A 16,938-nucleotide genomic window follows, 5' to 3' on the forward strand; every position below is an offset into this window, starting at 1 on the left:
CCACTTTTCAGTAGTGGGGTCAGGTCCGAAAAGCGGACACGAACTGAACAATGGCTGCGAGCGCATTACTGATGGTCTCGGCGTATTGAGCATAGCGGGGTTTGATGACTGCTCGGCTCGTGTCCACTTTTCGGACCTGCCCCCGCGTGTGTGAACTGCTCTGTTCGTGTCGACTTTTCGGACCTGACCCCGCTTGCGCTGTTCGTGTCGACTTTTCGGACCTGACCCCGCTTGCGTGACCGCGCTTGCGCTTGTGCTCCCGTCAGCAGTGCGCGCGGCGACTGGCGAAAGCGCGACACTGTGTTCAACAAGCCGGGTTCGGTTCCTCGAACGCCGGCATCCGACCATTGCACGCAAACCCGTGCCAACGATACAGAAAGCAACGCATGACAACCGAACTGACCATCCTCGCCTGGACCCTGGTATTGGCGCTCGTCCAGATCTTGCTGGCATCGAGCCTGCGCACCCAGGAAACCGGGGTCAAGTACAACGCCGGCCCGCGCGACGGCGGTGCTCCGCCGCCGCGGCCGGTGACCGCACGTTTGCAGCGGGCCCAGGCGAATCTGTTCGAGACCTTGCCCCTGTTCGCGGCGGCGGTGCTGATCGCGCACGTGTCCGGCAGCGAAGGCGACCTTACCTTGTGGGGCTGCTGGCTTTACCTGGTGGCGCGCATCGTCTATGTACCGCTGTACGCGGCCGGCATCCCTTTCGTGCGCTCGATGGTGTGGCTGGTGTCACTGGCCGGGCTGGCGATGGTGCTGGCGGCGATCCTGCTGCAGTAAGCCGGGCAACTCCGGCACATCCTGCGGATTATTCCACTGTGAGTTGATCGAGATCAAACACTCGTCTGACGCCACCGATGGCGCGGCGTATAGTGGATCGCCATGCGACCGGCCGCGCCGGCCAGGAGCCAACTCGAGCGGAGATGTCCGGAGTTCCCATGTACAAGACCATCCTCGTCCATGTCGACGGCGGCGCGCGCCAGGAAAGCCGGCTGCTTGCCGCAGCGCAGCTGGCCAGCGAGCACGGCGGCCACCTGGTCGGGAGCGCCGCCACCGGCATGTCGATGGCCAGCTATGCGGTGCTGAACGGTTCGATGGCGATGCCGGTGTCGAACCGCGAATTCCAGGACCTGCGCGACGAAGCGACGGCCCGGCTCGACAGTTTCGTCGACCAGGCCACCCGTCTCGGCATCCAGGCACCCGAGACGCGTCTGGTCGAGGACGGCACCCGCGAGGGACTCCTGATGGGGTCGCGCTATGCCGACCTGGTGGTGCTGAGCCAGGACAATGGCGTCGGCGCCCAGCGCGGGTCCGACGCCGGCGCGCTGCGTGGCCTGCCACAATACATCGCGCTGCACGGCGTACGGCCGGTGCTGGTGGTGCCGGGCACTTACCACGGCCAGCCGCTCGCCGCCAACGTGCTGGTCGGCTGGGACGGCGGCGTGCCGGCCCAGCGCGCCATCGACGCCGCCCTGCCGCTGCTGCGCGCGGCCGGCAGCGTCCGGCTGGCGGTGGTCAATCCCGACGACCAGCCCGGCCTGCATGGCGACCAGCCGGGCGCCGACATGGCACTGTACCTGGCGCGCCACGGCGTGCGGGTCGACGTCGAGGTCGAGCACACCCGGGCGCCGGAAGCCGAGGCGCTGATGGACATGGCGCGCGACTGCCATGCCGGACTGCTGGTGGCCGGCGCGTTCGGCCACAGCCGCTACCGCGAATGGGTGCTGGGCGGCGTCACGCGCGACATGCTCGACCATGCGCCGGCGCCGCTCCTGATCGCGCATTGAATCCACATCGAGACTCCAGACAGAAAGTGACTCCATCGATGACCTTTCGCCGCTTTTCAGACACCGGCGCCGGCGCGATCGGCGCGGCGATCCGGCATGCACGGCGCCACCTGTGCGCGCGCCTGGCTGACTGCGCCGACAGCGCCTGCACGCCGGACGACTGCTTCGTGCAGACTTTCCCGTCGATCGTGACGGCGGTGGAGGCCGGATTCCGGCACGAGGAACTGGTGATGGAGACGGTCGACTACGCGCTGCTGCACGAGCACCGCGCCGAGAACGCGGTGATCCTGGCCGCCCTGCACCGCGCCATGCCACTGGTGGAAGACGGCGACGTGGCCCTCGGCCGGCAACTGGTGGAGGCGCTGTACGACCTGCTGTCGCTGCACCGCCTGAGCACCGACCTGGTGCTGGCCACCGCGCCGCGCGCCCCGAGGGCGCGCCTGCGCTCGCATGTGCCGCGCCTGCTGCAGCATCCGGGACCGCGCGAGCGCCTGCACTGACGCGGCGCCGGCGCTTGGCCGCTACTTCAGGCCGCGCCGCCGGCGCCGAATCACTTCGCCCGACTGCATGAACACGCCGTCGCCCTTGTAGTGCAGCGTCTGCGGATGGCGCGGCCGCAACTGGACGCGCGCGGCCACCACTTCCCAGATGAAGAAATCATAGTTGTCGGCCAGGCGGTCGTCGTGCAGCCGGCATTCGAACTGGGCGTAGCATTCGCGGATCGAGGGCGCCCCTACCTGTTCGCTGTCCTCCGGCGTCAGGCCGAACGCGTCGAACTTGTCGATCTCGGCGCCGGTGGTCGAACCGACGCCCAGCACCGCTTCGATCTGGTCGCTGGTGGGCAGGTTGATCACGCATTCGCCGCTGGCGCGGATCAGGCCGTGGCTGTGGTTGGCGGACGAGATCACGCAGCCGATCAGGGACGGACTGAATTCCATCACCGTGTGCCAGCCCATCACCATGATGTCGCGCTCGCCCTGGTGGCAGGACGAGACCAGCACCACCGGCCCCGGTTCCAGGTAGCGCCGCACCTGGTCGAGCGGCAGCGCGTGTTTGCGTGGGGTGGACGGCATGGCGGCGTTCTGAAAACGGAGACGGCGCCATTGTGGCAGCCGTTGCCGTCTCACGGCGGACGATTGAACCGTCAGCCGGGCGCCGCGGCCAGCGCACGGCGCAGCGCTTCCAGCGTCGCCGGCTTGGTCAGATGGACGTCGAAGCCTGCCGCCAGCGCGCGCGCCACATCGGACTGCTGGCCGTAGCCGGTCAGCGCCACCAGGCGCAGGGCGCCGGCGCCGCCGTCCGCTGCGGCGTCCATTTGCGGACCACGCGCGGCATCACGCCGCGCACGCCGGCGCATGTCTTCGCGCAGCGCGCCGGCCAGCGCGTAGCCATCCATGTCCGGCAGCCCGATGTCGAGGATCGCCACCGCCGCCGGCGCCTCCTGCGCCAGCGCGCGCGCCGCGGCCGCGCTGTGCGCCACGCGCACGCTGTGGCCCAGGTGGCGCAGCAGCAGCGCGGTGGCGCTGGCCGCGTCCTCGTTGTCGTCCACCAGCAGGATGCTGCGCGCCGCATCGGCGCCCGGCGCGCTGTCGGGTGCGGCGCTGGCGACGGCGGCGCCCAGCGGCAGCAACACCTCAAAACGACTGCCGGCGCCCGGTCCGTCGCTGAAGGCGGCCACGCGCCCGCCGTGCAGCGTGACGATCTCGCGCACGATCGCCAGTCCCAGTCCCAGGCCGCCGGTGCGGCGCGCCAGCGGCTGCGGCGCCTGGTAGAACGGCTCGAACACGCGCGCCAGCAGGTCCGGCGCCATGCCGGCGCCGTTGTCGGCTACCTTGATGCGCGCCTGGCCATCCACCACGTCAAGCACGACGCTGGTGGCGCTGCTGCCGAAACGCGCGGCGTTGGACAGCAGGTTGCCCAGCACCTGGCTAAGTCGCGTCTCGTCGCCGTCGATCCAGACTTCCGGCGGCGCCTCCAGCGTGACCGGCTCGCCGGCACGCGCCGCCACCGCGTGGCGCACGGTGTCGGCCAGGTTCAATGGACGCGGATCGACCGCCAGCTTGCCCGAAGCGATGCGCGAGACGTCGAGCAGGTCGTCCACCAGGCGCCGCAGGTGCGACACCTGGCGCCGCATGATGGCGCGCTCGCGCTGGCTGCCCGGTTCGTCGCGCAGGTCCATCAGGTCGAGCGAGGTCTGGATCGGGCTCAGTGGATTGCGCAGCTCGTGGCCGAGCATGGCCAGAAAATCGTCCTTGGCGCGCGCCGCCTGGCGCGCCGCGTCGAGCGCTTCTTCGCGCGCGCCCAGGAGGCGCGACCGCTCGTCCTCGTGCGCGGCGCGCTGGGCGGCGGCCGCTTCCAGCGCCATGCCCATTTGCCGGATCTCCTTGATGCGCGACGGCGCCACGCGCACGCTGTCGCCGCTGCCCAGCGCCGCGGCGCCGGCCTGCACGCTGCGGATGCGGCGCACGATGCGGTTCGACAGCCATGAGGCGAGCGCGAAGCAGGCGCCGAGCGAGACCAGGGCGCCGGCCAGGTACACGGCATAGCGCTGGAACAGCCCGACCCCGAAGCCGGCGCCGGGCGCGCCCACCGCCACCACCCAGCCGTAGCGCGGCGAGGTGGTGTAGGCGCTGATCAGGCGGTCGCCTTCCAGCGCGGTGGTAGGGCCGACGCTTTCCGGACCCGCGCTGCGCATCAGCGCTGCCAGCGAGGCGCTGGGAGAACCGGCCACGGTGCGTTCCTGGTCGCGCGAGCGCGCCACCATGTTGCCGCCGCTGTCGAGCACCCCGATCACGGAGTCAGGCGGCACCTTCTGGCGCGCGATCACGTCCAGGAATCGGTCGGGCTGCACCGCGGCGGTCAGCACCCAGGGCTGGCCGTCGGGACCGTTGACGGGAATGCGCACCGGCACCGCCGCCCGTCCACCCTGCCCGCGCGCCACCCGGCCCGCGATCGGACGGCGCTGTTCGCGCGCCTGGTGCAGGCTGTCGGGATCGGCAATACGGGCCGCGGGCGCGCCGAACGGCGCCATGGTACGGAAGATCGGATTGCCGTCGGCATCGGTCAGGACCACGCCCAGCCAGTCGGGCCGTGCCAGGCGGCGCGCGGTCTCATAAAAGGCGCGCATGTCGCCGCCGGCCAGCGCCGGGCTCTTGGCGATGCCGCTGAGCGCGGCCACGGTACCGTCCAGTTCAGCGTCGACGGCGCTCGATAGTGCGCGCGCGTGGCCGATCATCAGGCGCTCCTGCTCCTGCTCGAGGTAGCGCGCGGCGCCGTGGATGCTCCAGCCGCCCAGCAGCGCCAATGGCAGCAGGCCGATCGCGGTCAGGAGGATCAGCAGGTGACGCAGCGAAAGGGCCAGCCCGGCTTCTTGGCGCATAGGGGGTCCGCGAGTGAAAGGGACATTATACGGTCGGGCTGGAGCAGCCCCTCGAAAAGCGCTGCCGCTAGCGCACGATCGACAAGGCCAGCGTCTCCTTCAGCTCTTCCATCACCACATAGCTCTTTGACTGCCCGCCATCGGCCACATGCAGGATCTCGCCCAGCAGGCGCCGGTATTCGGTCATCTCGGGAATGCGCGCCTTGATCATGTAGTCGAAGTCGCCCGACACCAGGTGGCACTCCATCACTTCGGGAATCGACAGGATCGCGCGCCGGAAACGCTCGAAGGCGCTGTCGGATTTGTTGTTGAGCGTGATCTCGACGAACACCAGCACCTGCATCCCGAGCGATTGCGGATTGATGCGCGCGTGGTAGCCCTGGATCACGCCGTCGCGTTCCATGCGCTTGACGCGCTCGATGCAGGGCGTGAGCGAGAGCCCGACCTGCTCGGCCAGGTCTTTCATCACGATCCGCCCGTCGCCCTGCAGGATGGCCAGGATGTGCAGATCGATCCGGTCCAGGGTGCGGTTCGAGGCCTTTTGCACGCGCATGAAGATATCCTGAAAATTACCGTATTAACGAAAACAATTATGGCAGCGCTCGCGTTACGATGGCAACCTTTTCTGATTCCGTCTATTTTCTCGAGGAAGCTATGCGCGTCATCGTTCTGGGCAGCGGCGTGGTGGGTGTCACCACCGCGTATTATCTGGCGCAGGCCGGCCATGAGGTCACCGTCATCGACCGCCAGGCCGGCCCGGCCCTCGAGACCAGCTTCGCCAATGCCGGCCAGATCTCGCCCGGCTATGCTTCGCCCTGGGCTGCGCCGGGCATTCCGCTGAAGGCCGCCAAGTGGCTGTTCCAGCGCCACGCGCCGCTCGCCATCAAGCCCGACGGCACCCTGTTCCAGTTGCAGTGGATGTGGGAGATGTTCCGCAACTGCGACGCCGCGCGCTATGCGGTCAACAAGGAACGCATGGTGCGCCTGGCCGAATACAGCCGCGATTGCATGCGCGCGCTGCGCCGCGACACCGGCATCGCCTACGAAGGCCGCCAGCAAGGCACGCTGCAGGTGTTCCGCACCCAGCAGCAGTTCGACGGCGCCGCCAAGGACATCGAGGTGCTGCGCGAAGCCGGCGTCGCCTATGAACTCCTGAGCGGCGCGCAGCTGGCCGGCGCCGAACCGGCGCTCGGCGCCAACGCCGGCCTGGTGGGCGGCCTGCGCCTGCCGAACGACGAGACCGGCGACTGCCAGCTGTTCACCACGCGCCTGACCGCGATGGCGCGCGAGCTGGGCGTGCGCTTCGAGTTCGACAACACCATCCGCTACCTGAAGGAAGCGGGCGGCGAGATCGCCGGCGTGGTCACCGACAAGGGCGAATTCACGGCCGACAAATACGTGCTGGCGCTGGGCAGCTATTCGCGCCTGCTGCTGCAGCGCTGGTTCCCGCTGCCGGTGTATCCGCTCAAGGGCTACTCGCTGACGGTGCCGATCGACGATGCCGCGCGCGCGCCGGTATCGACCATCCTCGACGAGACCTACAAGATCGCCGTCACCCGCTTCGACAACCGCATCCGCGTCGGCGGCATGGCCGAGATTTCGGGCTACAACCTGAAGCTCAATCCGCGCCGCCGCGAGACGCTGGAACTGGTCGTCAACGACCTGTTCCCGGGCGCCGGCGACACGCGCCAGGCCAGCTTCTGGACCGGCCTTCGCCCGATGACGCCGGACAGCACCCCGGTGGTCGGCGCCACCCCGCTGCGCAACCTGTTCCTGAACACCGGCCACGGCACCCTGGGCTGGACCATGGCGGCCGGCTCGGCCAGCGTGATCGCGGATCTGGTGAGCGGCAAGGCGCCGGCGATCCGGGCCGACGACCTGGCCGTGTTCCGCTACGCCGGCACCCCGGGCACGGCGCCGGCAGCGGCCGATCCTGTGCGCGCCTGAGCGGCATGACGATGCGCGACGGTTTCGACAACACCCACGCCACCCTTGCCACCCCCGCCGGGGCAATCCTGACGGTCGACCTGGACGCGGTGCGCTCCAACTACCGCCTGCTGCGCGCCACGGGCGCGGGCGCCGTCTGCGCCGGCGTGCTCAAGGCCGACGCCTATGGCCTGGGCATGGCGCAGGTGGCGGGCGCGCTGGTGCTTGAAGGCTGCAGCGTGTTCTTCACCGCCCACCTCGACGAAGGCATCCGCCTGCGCACCCTGGTGCCACCTGCATCGACGATCTACGTGCTGCACGGCGCCATGCCCGGCCACGCCGGCGCCTGCATTGAACACGGCCTGGTGCCGGTGCTGAATGATCCCGGCCAGATCGCCGAATGGCGCGCGCTGGCGCGCAGCCTCGGCCGCGCGCTGCCGGCCGCGATCCAGGTCGATACCGGTATGTCGCGCATGGGCCTGGCCCCGGCCGACCTGGCGCGTCTGGCGGCCGATCCGGACTGGCTGTCCGGCCTCGAGGTGCGGCTGGTGATGAGCCACCTGGCCTGCGCCGACGAGCCGCAGCACCCGGTCAACGAGCGCCAGCGCCTGAACTTCGAGGCGGCGCGCCGCCATTTCCCCGGCGTGCCGGCCAGCCTGGCCAATTCGTCGGCGGTGTTCCTGGGCAGCGGCTACCGTTTCGACCTGCTGCGTCCCGGCGCGGCGCTGTACGGCATCAACCCGCAGCCGCTCGGCGCGAATCCGCTGCGCCAGGCGGTGTCGCTGGCGGCGCGCGTGGTGCAGCTGCGGTCCATCGGGGCCGGCGACATCGTCGGCTACGGTGCGCGCTACGTGGCCCCCGGCCCGCGCCGCATCGCCACCATCGGCATCGGCTACGCCGACGGCTGGCTGCGCGCGCTGAGCGGCATTTCGTATGCGTACGTGGACGGCATTGCCGTGCCGTTCGTGGGCACGGTGTCGATGGACAGCATCACGCTCGACGTCAGCGCGTTACCCGAAGGCCGCCTGGCGCCGGGCAGCACGGTCGACCTGCTGTGCGCACAGCAGTCGGTGGACGACATCGCGGCACAGGCCGGGACGATCGGCTACGAAGTACTGACGCGCCTGGGCACCCGCTTCGAACGGCGCTACCTCCCCTGAATCGCCGGACTGGTACGATTGGCGGCGAAGCCGCCAATCCCGATTAAAACAATTCGCCATTCACCGGCAACAGCGGCAGCTGCGCATCCGCTTTGCGCACAGTCGCCACCTTCGGCGCCACCCAATCCTTCATCAACTCGGCCGGATAATGACGCAGGAAACTGCGCGCCACCTGCAGGTCATCGCACGCCAGCCACGTCCCCACCTCGTCCTCGGGCAGCACCACCAGCGTGCGCTTCTCGTCGCCCGGCTTGTGCATCCGGTTCATCAGGGGATGGCTGTCGGCGTTGATCGTGATCTGGGTGAACGCGTTCGAGATCGAGCCGTCCGCCTCCTGCCACTCGCGCCACAGCCCCGCCACCCAGAACGGCTCGCCGTCGCGCATGCCGATCGCATGCCGTTCGGCGCGCCCACTCTCATAGCACGGTTCGTAGAAGTGCTGCATCGGCACCGCGCACAGTTGCAGGCGGCGCCAGGACGGCGAGAACGAGCGGCGCTCGCCGAGCGATTCGGCGCGCGCGTTCATGGTGTCGAACGGCTTGACGCCGGGCGGGATATGGCGCCGCGGTGTCATGCCGTAGCTGGCCTGCGCGGCTTGCGGCCGGCGCCGTCCCGGGCCGGACAGCAGGATCGGCGCCTCGTAATCCTTCCAGGTTTCTTCAGGCCAGTGCCAGTCGCGCGGCAGCTCGCTGAAGGCGCCGATGCGGCCGTTGAATTGTTCAGGAGTCGGGGGACGGTAGTTGACGCACATGGACGGGACGATGGTATTGTTGCCAGAAATTAACATCCAATCTGGGTGGCGGCCGCACTGGTAACTCAAGTGTAAAATGCCCGCAACCCGATTTTACTTATTGTCCATTCTACCGCGATGCCAGCCAGCCTGCCTTTCCTGCCCGAGAACGACGAGACCTCGCGCCTGATCCGCGCTTTCCCATGGGAGCGCACCCCGCTGGGCCCGATCGCCGGCTGGCCGCCGATCCTGAAGACCACGGTGGCGCTGATCATGGCCACGCCGGCCCCGATCGTCACCCTGTGGGGCGAGGATGGCACCATGATCTACAACGACGCCTACCGCGTGTTCGCCGGCGGACGCCATCCGGTGCTGCTCGGCTCCAAGGTGCGCGAAGGCTGGCCCGAGGTGGCCGACTTCAACGACAACGTGATGAAGGTCGGCCTGGCCGGTGGCACCCTCAGCTACCAGGACCAGGAACTGACACTGCACCGCAGCGGCGCGCCGGAACAGGTGTGGATGAACCTGGACTATTCGCCGATCCGCGACGAGGACGGCAGCGTGGCGGGCGTGATGTCGGTGGTGGTCGAGACCTCGAGCAAGGTCAAGGCCGAGCGCCGCGTGCGCGCCGAGCGCGAACGCCTGAACACCATGTTCGAGCAGGCGCCCGGTTTCATCTGCCTGCTCGAAGGCGCGCAGCACCGCTACGCGCTGGCCAACGAGGCCTACCGCAAGCTGGTCGGCCACCGGCCCCTGCTCGGCATGCCGGTGCACGAGGCGGTGCCCGAGCTGGGCGAACACGGCATCGTCGAAGCGCTCGACCGCTGTTTCCGCGACGGCAGCGTGCTGCGCGCCGAAGGCGTGTCGCTCACCCTGCGCAATCCGGGCACCAACGGGCCGACCCAGACCTATATCGACTTCGTGCTGCAGCCGCTCACGGATTCGGAAGGCAAGGTATTCGCCACTTTCGTCGAGGGCAATGACGTCACCGAGCGCGTCACCGCCGAAACCGCGCTGCGCGCCAGCGAGGCGCGGTTCCGCACCTTCGCCCAGGCCATGCCGAACCACGTCTGGGCCGCGCGCGCCGACGGCACCGTCGAGTGGTTCAACGAGCAGGTGTGCGAATACGCCGGCGTCAGCGGCGACGCGCTGGCCGACAACGGCTGGATGCGCCTGCTGCATCCGGACGACGCCGAACGCTATCGCGCCGGCTGGCAGGCCAGCGTCGGCGCCGGCACCCCGTTCGAACTGGAAGTGCGGCTGCGCCGCCACGACGGCGCCTGGCGCTGGCACCTGGTGCGCGCGCGCCGCTCGCCCGAGGGCGACGGCGGCGTCGATGCCATCAGCGACCTGTGGATCGGCAGCAGCATCGACATCGAGGAACAGAAGCGCGCCAGCGAGGCGCTGGCACGCCTGAACGCCAGCCTGGAACAGCGGGTCGAGCGCCGCACCGCCGAGCGTGACCGCATGTGGCGGCTGTCGAAGGACATCATGCTGGTGGCCGACCTGGAGTCGACGCTGTTCGCGGTCAACCCGGCCTTCACCGCCATCCTCGGCTGGACCGAAGAAGAAGTGCTGGGCAGCTCCTTTCTGGAACTGGTACACCCGGACGACCGCGCGCTGACGCTGCGCCAGATCGCCGCGCTGCATGCCGGCGGCCAGGTGTACCGCTTCGAGAACCGCTGGCGCCGCAAGAACGGTTCGTGGTGCCACCTGTCGTGGACTGCTTCGCCCGACCAGGACTACATCCACGCCGTCGGACGCGACATCAGCGCCGACCTGGCGCAGATGGAAGTCATGCGCCGCACCGAGGCCGCGCTGCAGCAGGCGCAGAAGATGGAAACCATCGGCAAGCTCACCGGCGGCGTGGCGCACGACTTCAACAACCTGCTGCAGGTCATCGGCGGCAACCTGCAGCTGATCGCCCGCACGCTGGACAAGAGCGGCGGCGTGCCGGACATCCGCAAGCGCGTCGACAGCGCCATGAGCGGTGTCGAGCGCGGCGCCAAGCTGGCCAGCTCGCTGCTGTCGTTCGCACGGCGCCAGCCGCTGGAGCCGCGTGCGGCCAAGGTCAGCCGCCTGCTGGCCGGCATGGAAGACATGATGCGGCGCGCGCTGGGCGAAGAAGTCGACATCGAGCTGATCGTCTCGGGCGGCCTGTGGACCACCGAGGTCGACCCGGCCCAGCTCGAGAACGCGATCCTGAACCTGGCGATCAATGCGCGCGACGCGATGGATGGCGCCGGGCGCCTGACCATCGAAGTCAACAACGCGTCGCTCGACGCCCATTACTGCGCCACCCATCCGGAAGTCGCACCCGGCCAGTACGTGCTGCTGGCGGTGAGCGACACCGGCGGCGGCATGCCGCAGGAAGTGATCGACCAGGCGTTCGAGCCATTCTTCTCGACCAAGCCGGAAGGCAAAGGCACCGGCCTGGGGCTGTCGATGGTGTACGGCCTGGTCAAGCAGTCGGGCAGCCACGTCAAGATCTACAGCGAGGTCGGCGAAGGCACCACGGTCAAGATCTACCTGCCGCGCTCTTTCCAGGCCGAGGACCACCCGGGCGAACAGCTGGCGGCGCCGGCCACCGGCGGCCACGAGACGGTGCTGGTGGTCGAGGACGACGAGCAGGTGCGCCTGACCGTGGTCGACATGCTGACCGACCTCGGATACCGCGTGCTGCGCGCCAACGACGCCGCCTCGGCCCTGACCGTGATCGACAGCGGCGTGCACATCGACCTGCTGTTCACCGACGTGGTCATGCCCGGCTCCTTGCGCAGCCCGGAACTGGCGCGCAAGGCGCGCGAGCGGCTGCCGCAGGTGGCGGTGCTGTTCACCTCGGGCTATACCGAGAACGCGATCGTGCACGGCGGCCGGCTTGATCCGGGCGTGGAGCTGCTCGGTAAACCTTATACGCGCGACGCCCTGGCGCGCAAGGTGCGACATGTGCTGGGCAACCAGCAGCAGAAGAATCAGGCCGTGGCGGGGCCTGTGGACGCTTCTGTGGAGGTATCCGGGCAGCCGCCTGCCTCGCAAGATGCCGGCCCGAGGGTGCGCGTACTGCTGGTGGAGGACGATGCCGATATCCGCGACAACACGGCGGAACTGCTGCGCATGCTGGACTACGAAGTGCTGGAAGCCGATTGCGCCGAGAGCGCGCTCGAACTGCTGGCACGCCGGCCCGACATTGTTCTGACCGACCTGCAGCTGCCGGGGATGCATGGCGAAGCGCTGGCGCGGGTGGTGAAGGAAAGACTGCCGGCGACGCGGGTGGCGATCGTGTCGGGCGGCAGCGAGCGGCCGGAGGTGGCGGATGCGTGGTTGACCAAGCCGTATGATGCGGGGCAGTTGCGGGCGTTGCTGGAGCGGTTGGCTTGAGCTGAGTTAGCTTCAACCATATTCCACCGCCCTAAAAGCCGTCATCCCCGCGAAGGCGGGGATGACGATTACACGCTGACTGTGAATGCTATCTGAGGCGCTCCTCACACGGCCCTTACACCGCCCTCACCCCGCCCAGCTGCTCCTTGAGCGACCCAATGAACCGCTCCTTGTCGAACAAGGTCAGCACATCCTCCTTGCCATCGATCCCCGGCACCTCGAGCACCTCGGCGCTGTCACGCCGCATATCCGACGGCCCGTTCGCGCGCAGCAGCTGCGGCGACGGTCTGCGCTGGCTGTCCGGCAGCGACAGGATGGTGTCGACGCGGTCGACGATCAGCCCGAAACGCTCGCCCTCGTGCTCCAGCACCAGGATGCGGCAGCCGCTCTTGTCTTCAAGCGCGTCCATCCCGTACAGGCGGCGCAGGTCGATCACGCACACCATCTGCTGGCGCACCTGCATCATGCCGTGCACGCAGTCGGGCATGCCCGGCGGACGGGTTACCGGGCCGGCGAAATCGACGATCTCGCGCACCTGGCCGATGTCGGCGGCCCAGCCGGTCTCCAGCGAGAACGCCAGGTAGACGCGGCGGCCGGTGGCGCGCTTGGCGGCGGCGCTGGCGTTGCTGGCTTCCTGGGCGTACAGGCGGCGGTGGCCGGCGCAGATCTCGGCTACCTCAAGGTCCGAGAACAGCTGGTCGTGATCCAGGAACAGGCTATCGCCCAGTTCCGCATTCGGCAGGCATCCGCGATACATGGCGCCGCGCGCGGTGCCCAGCAGCGGGATCGGCAGGATGTCGGTGTCGAAGTAAGGACGGATATCGTCCACCGCATCGACCAGCAGGCCGAGCTGCTCGCCGCCGACGCGCACCACCAGGATGCGGCGCTCTTCCTCTTCGCCCAGGCCAGGGGCGCACTGCAGCATGGCGCCGAAATCGACCACGCCGACCGGCGCGCCGCGCAGGTTGATCCAGCCCTTGCACAGGCGGCCCAGCATCACCGACGGCAGCAGTTCGGGCACGCGCATGATCTCCTGGATCGCTTCCATCGCCAGCGCGAAACGCAGGCCGCCGACGGTGAACGAGATGCACTTGCGGCCCTGCGCCTGGCGCAGGAAGCGCATGCGCCAGGCATCGCGCGCCACGCTGGCGTGGGCGCGCACCTGCGGCACGTTGTCGATCCGGACCAGGGCGGCGGCGTCGAGCATCTGCACGATGCGGGCGCCGTCGTTCAACGTAATCGCGCCGGCCACCACGCCCTTCGCACCAGCGTCCTCATAACGCAGGCTGGCGCGCTGCTCGGGACGCACGCGCAGCACTTCGCCGGTGGCGTCGAACACCAGGCCGACCTGGATATCGTCATGGTCGACGATCGCGATGCGCTGGCCGCCGTGCGCGGCCGGGGCGTCGGCGTCGAAAATGCGGCCCAGATTCAAGAGCGGGATCGCGGCGCCGCGCAGGGTGAAGATGCCTTCCAGGCAGGCCGGCGACAGCGGGATCGGGGTCACGCGCTCGGGCATGCCCACCACTTCGCGCACGCCGGCCGCCGGCAGCGCGAACTCCTGGCCATTCAAAAAGAACGTGCCGACCACTTCCATGCCGGCCGCTTCGCGCAGCACGCGCGCCGCCTCGGCGTGCCTGGCTTCGCGCTCGGCCACGGCGGCCTGCACCATGCCGTTGCCGCCCGGCGCGCTCAGGGAAAACTGTGGATTCATGCGAACACCGCCTGGCGTTGATACTGTGGTTGTTGGTACGGCGCCGGTGCACGCGCGGCTTCCTGCTCGCGCATGATGCGCACCACACTGAAGGTCTGGCGCTCGCAGTCGATCGACAGGCGGCGGCCGTGCGAGCCGCCGACATCCTGGAACATCACCTGCAGGCCGCGCAGCGACAGCTGCGAACGGGCCGCTTCGATATTGCGGGTGCCGACCGTACCGTCGGCCGCGCGCAGGTTCAGCATGCGCGCGCCGCCGGCGATGACGACGTCGACTTCCTCGTACTGCTCGCGGCGCACGCCAAGCTTGGCCAGCAGGCGCGGGATGGCGGCATTGACGAAGCGCGCCGAATCTTCCGCACTTTCGACGCCGTCGGGCAGGAAGCAGTGGGCCAGGCCGCAGCGGCGCTGGGCGCGCCAGATCATGCCGATGCCGACGCACGATCCGAGCAAGGCGGTCAGCACCTGCTCGCCCTGGCCGACCTGCATCTGGCCGCTCAGCACATAGGACATCTGGTTCAGGCTCTGGATATTCATTATTTTTCTCCGCCAATGCGATAAACGTGGGCCTGCTCGAACGCGAACGCGGTCTGCAGGCGGGTGATGGATTCCTGTTCGCCCAGCACCAGGCGAGCATCCGGGCGCATCGCGGCGCGCGCGCCGGCCAGCACCTGCTCCTGGTTTTCATGGTCGAAATAGATCAGGACGTTGCGCAGCATGACCAGGTCGAACCAGCCGGCGCGTGGCGGGCGCAGCAAGAGGTTGTGCTCGCCGAAGCTCACGTGCTGGGTGACGTCGGCGCCGAAGGCAAAGCCGCCGGCCACCGGGCGCAGGTACTTGCGGAACAGCGCCGGGTAATCGGCTTCGAAGCGATCGACGCTGCGGCCGCGGTACAGCGCGGCGCGCGCGGTGGCCAGGGCATTTGTCGAGATGTCGGTGGCATGGATCTCGAAGCGCAGGCCGGGTGCGCGCTGGGCGAACTCGAGGCAGGTCATGGCGATCGAGTACGACTCTTCGCCGGTGGCCGCCGCCGCCGACCAGATGCGCAGCGGGCGCGCTTCGCCCTGCGCCATCCAGTGCGGCAGGAACTCGCGTTCCAGCCAGCGCCATACTGCCGGGGTACGGAAGAAGGCGGTGTCGTTGGTGGTGACCGAATTGATGAACGATGCGACTTCGACCCGATCGGTCGCCAGGCGCTCGATGTAGGCGCGATAGGAGTTCAGTCCCAGCGCGCGCAGGCGCGGCAGCAGGCGGCCCTGCAGCAGCACGCGCTTGTGTTCGTTCATCGCGATGCCGGTGTGCTTGCGCACCAGGCCGATGATCGCAGTGAGGTTGTCGTCGCACAGTTCCATGATCCGTCTTCTTCCCTAGCCTCAGACCACGAAGCGGGCCACGGTGCTCGAGAGGTGCTCGGCGTGCTCGTTCAGGCCTTCGGTGGAACGGGCGATGCTGTCGCACGAACCGGCCGAACGCTCGGTTTCCTGGGCGATGTAGGAGATCGCGGCCGACACTTCCTTGGCGGTGAGCGACTGTTCGTTGGCGCTGGCCGAGATGTCGGCGATCGCCAGCGAGGTCTTGGCCACGCCCGAGGTGATGCGGTCGAATGCTTCGCTGGCCTGGCGCGAGATTTCGCTGCCCTGGGCCACGCGGCGCACCGATTCGTTGATCAGCTTCGAGATTTCCTTGGTCGCCTGCGACGAGCGTTCCGCCAGTTTGCGCACTTCGTCCGCCACCACCGAGAAGCCCAGGCCGTGTTCGCCGGCGCGCGCCGCTTCGATCGCGGCATTAAAGGCCAGCATATTGGTCTGGCCGGCGATCTCGCCGATGACCTTCACGATTTCGCCGATGTCTTCCGACGACTGGTTGATCGCGGCCATCGCTTCGATCGAACGCGCGATCGCCTTGGCGCCGATCTCCGCTTCGTTGCGGGTGGCTTGCGCCAGGCCGTTGGCATCTTGCGTGCTGCGGGCGATGGTGCTGATCGAGGCGGTCAGGCCGTCGACCGAGGCGTTCATCTCTTCCACCGTGGCGCCCAGCGCCTGGGCGCTGGCGGCGACGGTGTTCGAGCGGTCGGCGATGGTGCGCGACGAGTCGTTCAGCTTGCCGGCGGCCGAGACGGCGTCGCCGATCACTTCGCGCAGGTCGCCGATCATCTTCATGACGCCGCGCGCCAGCTGGTCGAGCGGCTCGTCGCCCGAGGTGTCGATTGCACCGGTCAGGTCGCCGCGCGCGGCGCGTGCGACTTGTTCCAGCAGGCAGTCGACCTTGCGGCGTTCGGCCTCGGCGCGGTCGATGGAGGCTTGTTCCAGCATCACCTGCTCGGTGATGTCGGTGGCGAACTTGACCACCTTGAACGGCTTGCCGTCGGCGTCGAAGATCGGGTTGTAGGTGGCCTGGATCCAGACGGTCTTGCCGTTGTTGCCATGGCGCTTGTAGCGGCCGGCGTCGAATTCGCCACGGTTGAGCTTGCCCCAGAAGCGGCGGTAGGCGGCGCTGGCGGCGTACTCGTCGTCGCAGAACACGCGGTGGTGTTCGCCGCGCACGTCTTCCAGCGCGTAGTCGAGCAGGTCCAGGAAATTGGCGTTGGCATCGAGCAGCATGCCGTTCATGTCGAATTCGACCACGGCCTGCGCCTTGCCGATCGCGGCCACCAGGCCGCCCGTCTCGGCGGCGCGCATTTTTTCGCAGGTGATGTCGGTTGCAAACTTGATGATCTTGCACACGCGGCCGCTGTCGTCGCGCACCGGGTTATAGGACGCGTTGATCCAGAACTCGCGGCCGCCCTTGGCGATGCGCTTGTATTCGGCGCGCTCGGCCTTGCCGGCGGCCAGCTCCTGCCAGAAACGGGCATAGGCCGGGGAAT

The 16,938-nt window shown here is 68.6% G+C and carries 14 protein-coding genes; 6 read left to right on the plus strand and 8 right to left on the minus strand.

All coding sequences use genetic code 11. From position 1 onward, the window contains the following. Positions 1-386 precede the first annotated feature (386 nt). From RTQ83_RS08750 to RTQ83_RS08760, 3 genes are all read left to right on the plus strand, one after another. Positions 387-782 (plus strand): MAPEG family protein, encoded by a 396-nt coding sequence (locus tag RTQ83_RS08750; protein ID WP_312513379.1) that lies wholly within the window; start codon positions 387-389, stop codon positions 780-782. 158 nt (positions 783-940) lie between these two features. After that, on the plus strand, positions 941-1,789 hold the full coding sequence (locus RTQ83_RS08755) for a universal stress protein (protein ID WP_312513381.1): 849 nt from the start codon (positions 941-943) through the stop codon (positions 1,787-1,789). Between the two features lie 38 nt (positions 1,790-1,827). Further along, positions 1,828-2,289: a hypothetical protein gene (locus RTQ83_RS08760; RefSeq protein WP_312513384.1), complete on the plus strand. Its 462-nt coding sequence runs from the start codon at positions 1,828-1,830 to the stop codon at positions 2,287-2,289. 21 nt (positions 2,290-2,310) lie between these two features. Here RTQ83_RS08760 and RTQ83_RS08765 read toward each other — a convergent pair whose 3' ends face one another. The 3 genes from RTQ83_RS08765 to RTQ83_RS08775 all read right to left on the minus strand — a co-directional run bounded on the left by RTQ83_RS08765 (position 2,311) and on the right by RTQ83_RS08775 (position 5,721). Further along, on the minus strand, positions 2,311-2,862 hold the full coding sequence (locus RTQ83_RS08765) for a flavin reductase family protein (RefSeq protein ID WP_312513386.1): 552 nt from the start codon (positions 2,860-2,862) through the stop codon (positions 2,311-2,313). 71 nt (positions 2,863-2,933) lie between these two features. Beyond that, positions 2,934-5,168 carry an ATP-binding protein gene (locus RTQ83_RS08770; RefSeq protein ID WP_312513388.1) on the minus strand — a complete coding sequence of 745 codons (2,235 nt, stop codon included), beginning with the start codon at positions 5,166-5,168 and terminating at the stop codon, positions 2,934-2,936. Between the two features lie 67 nt (positions 5,169-5,235). Then, entirely contained in the window at positions 5,236-5,721 is a 486-nt protein-coding gene (locus tag RTQ83_RS08775; protein ID WP_312513390.1) for an Lrp/AsnC ligand binding domain-containing protein, read from the minus strand. A gap of 101 nt (positions 5,722-5,822) precedes the next feature. Between RTQ83_RS08775 and RTQ83_RS08780 the strand changes: the two genes are divergently transcribed. Next, positions 5,823-7,115: a D-amino acid dehydrogenase gene (locus RTQ83_RS08780; protein WP_312513392.1), complete on the plus strand. Its 1,293-nt coding sequence runs from the start codon at positions 5,823-5,825 to the stop codon at positions 7,113-7,115. Positions 7,116-7,120: 5 nt separating this feature from the next. Next, the gene (gene alr, locus RTQ83_RS08785) at positions 7,121-8,254 is read left to right on the plus strand and encodes an alanine racemase (RefSeq protein ID WP_312513394.1); all 1,134 of its coding nucleotides are present in this window, start codon (positions 7,121-7,123) and stop codon (positions 8,252-8,254) included. Between the two features lie 43 nt (positions 8,255-8,297). Here the strand turns inward: alr and RTQ83_RS08790 are convergent, their stop codons facing one another. Next, entirely contained in the window at positions 8,298-9,041 is a 744-nt protein-coding gene (locus RTQ83_RS08790; protein ID WP_312513396.1) for an SOS response-associated peptidase family protein, read from the minus strand. An 81-nt stretch (positions 9,042-9,122) separates the two neighbouring features. On the opposite strand from RTQ83_RS08790, the gene RTQ83_RS08795 reads away from it, so the two are divergent. Continuing rightward, positions 9,123-12,362: a PAS domain S-box protein gene (locus RTQ83_RS08795; RefSeq protein ID WP_312513398.1), complete on the plus strand. Its 3,240-nt coding sequence runs from the start codon at positions 9,123-9,125 to the stop codon at positions 12,360-12,362. Between the two features lie 115 nt (positions 12,363-12,477). Here RTQ83_RS08795 and RTQ83_RS08800 read toward each other — a convergent pair whose 3' ends face one another. The 4 genes from RTQ83_RS08800 to RTQ83_RS08815 all read right to left on the minus strand — a co-directional run. After that, complete coding sequence (locus RTQ83_RS08800) at positions 12,478-14,076, minus strand: chemotaxis protein CheW (RefSeq protein ID WP_312513401.1); 1,599 nt, start codon at positions 14,074-14,076, stop codon at positions 12,478-12,480. After that, positions 14,073-14,612 carry a chemotaxis protein CheD gene (locus RTQ83_RS08805; RefSeq protein WP_312513403.1) on the minus strand — a complete coding sequence of 180 codons (540 nt, stop codon included), beginning with the start codon at positions 14,610-14,612 and terminating at the stop codon, positions 14,073-14,075. The genes RTQ83_RS08800 and RTQ83_RS08805 overlap by 4 nt, the downstream gene beginning before the upstream one ends. Continuing rightward, positions 14,612-15,427 (minus strand): protein-glutamate O-methyltransferase CheR, encoded by an 816-nt coding sequence (locus tag RTQ83_RS08810; RefSeq protein WP_312513405.1) that lies wholly within the window; start codon positions 15,425-15,427, stop codon positions 14,612-14,614. Before RTQ83_RS08810 ends, RTQ83_RS08805 begins: the two co-directional genes overlap by 1 nt. A gap of 21 nt (positions 15,428-15,448) precedes the next feature. Further along, a partial coding sequence (locus tag RTQ83_RS08815) for a methyl-accepting chemotaxis protein (protein WP_312513407.1) occupies positions 15,449-16,938 on the minus strand: 1,490 nt, incomplete at its 5' end.

The sequence above is a fragment of the Massilia sp. genome (assembly GCF_031995545.1).
GTDB lineage: Bacteria > Pseudomonadota > Gammaproteobacteria > Burkholderiales > Burkholderiaceae_D > Telluria.

Coding starts and splice junctions, on each gene's coding strand:
- RTQ83_RS08800 (WP_312513401.1), bottom strand. CDS start 14,076: ATGAATCCACAGTTTTCCCTGAGCGCGCCGGGCGGCAACGGCATGGTG.
- RTQ83_RS08795 (WP_312513398.1), top strand. CDS start 9,123: ATGCCAGCCAGCCTGCCTTTCCTGCCCGAGAACGACGAGACCTCGCGC.
- RTQ83_RS08780 (WP_312513392.1), top strand. CDS start 5,823: ATGCGCGTCATCGTTCTGGGCAGCGGCGTGGTGGGTGTCACCACCGCG.
- alr (WP_312513394.1), top strand. CDS start 7,121: ATGACGATGCGCGACGGTTTCGACAACACCCACGCCACCCTTGCCACC.
- RTQ83_RS08750 (WP_312513379.1), top strand. CDS start 387: ATGACAACCGAACTGACCATCCTCGCCTGGACCCTGGTATTGGCGCTC.
- RTQ83_RS08765 (WP_312513386.1), bottom strand. CDS start 2,862: ATGCCGTCCACCCCACGCAAACACGCGCTGCCGCTCGACCAGGTGCGG.
- RTQ83_RS08760 (WP_312513384.1), top strand. CDS start 1,828: ATGACCTTTCGCCGCTTTTCAGACACCGGCGCCGGCGCGATCGGCGCG.
- RTQ83_RS08805 (WP_312513403.1), bottom strand. CDS start 14,612: ATGAATATCCAGAGCCTGAACCAGATGTCCTATGTGCTGAGCGGCCAG.
- RTQ83_RS08755 (WP_312513381.1), top strand. CDS start 941: ATGTACAAGACCATCCTCGTCCATGTCGACGGCGGCGCGCGCCAGGAA.
- RTQ83_RS08810 (WP_312513405.1), bottom strand. CDS start 15,427: ATGGAACTGTGCGACGACAACCTCACTGCGATCATCGGCCTGGTGCGC.
- RTQ83_RS08790 (WP_312513396.1), bottom strand. CDS start 9,041: ATGTTAATTTCTGGCAACAATACCATCGTCCCGTCCATGTGCGTCAAC.
- RTQ83_RS08770 (WP_312513388.1), bottom strand. CDS start 5,168: ATGCGCCAAGAAGCCGGGCTGGCCCTTTCGCTGCGTCACCTGCTGATC.
- RTQ83_RS08775 (WP_312513390.1), bottom strand. CDS start 5,721: ATGCGCGTGCAAAAGGCCTCGAACCGCACCCTGGACCGGATCGATCTG.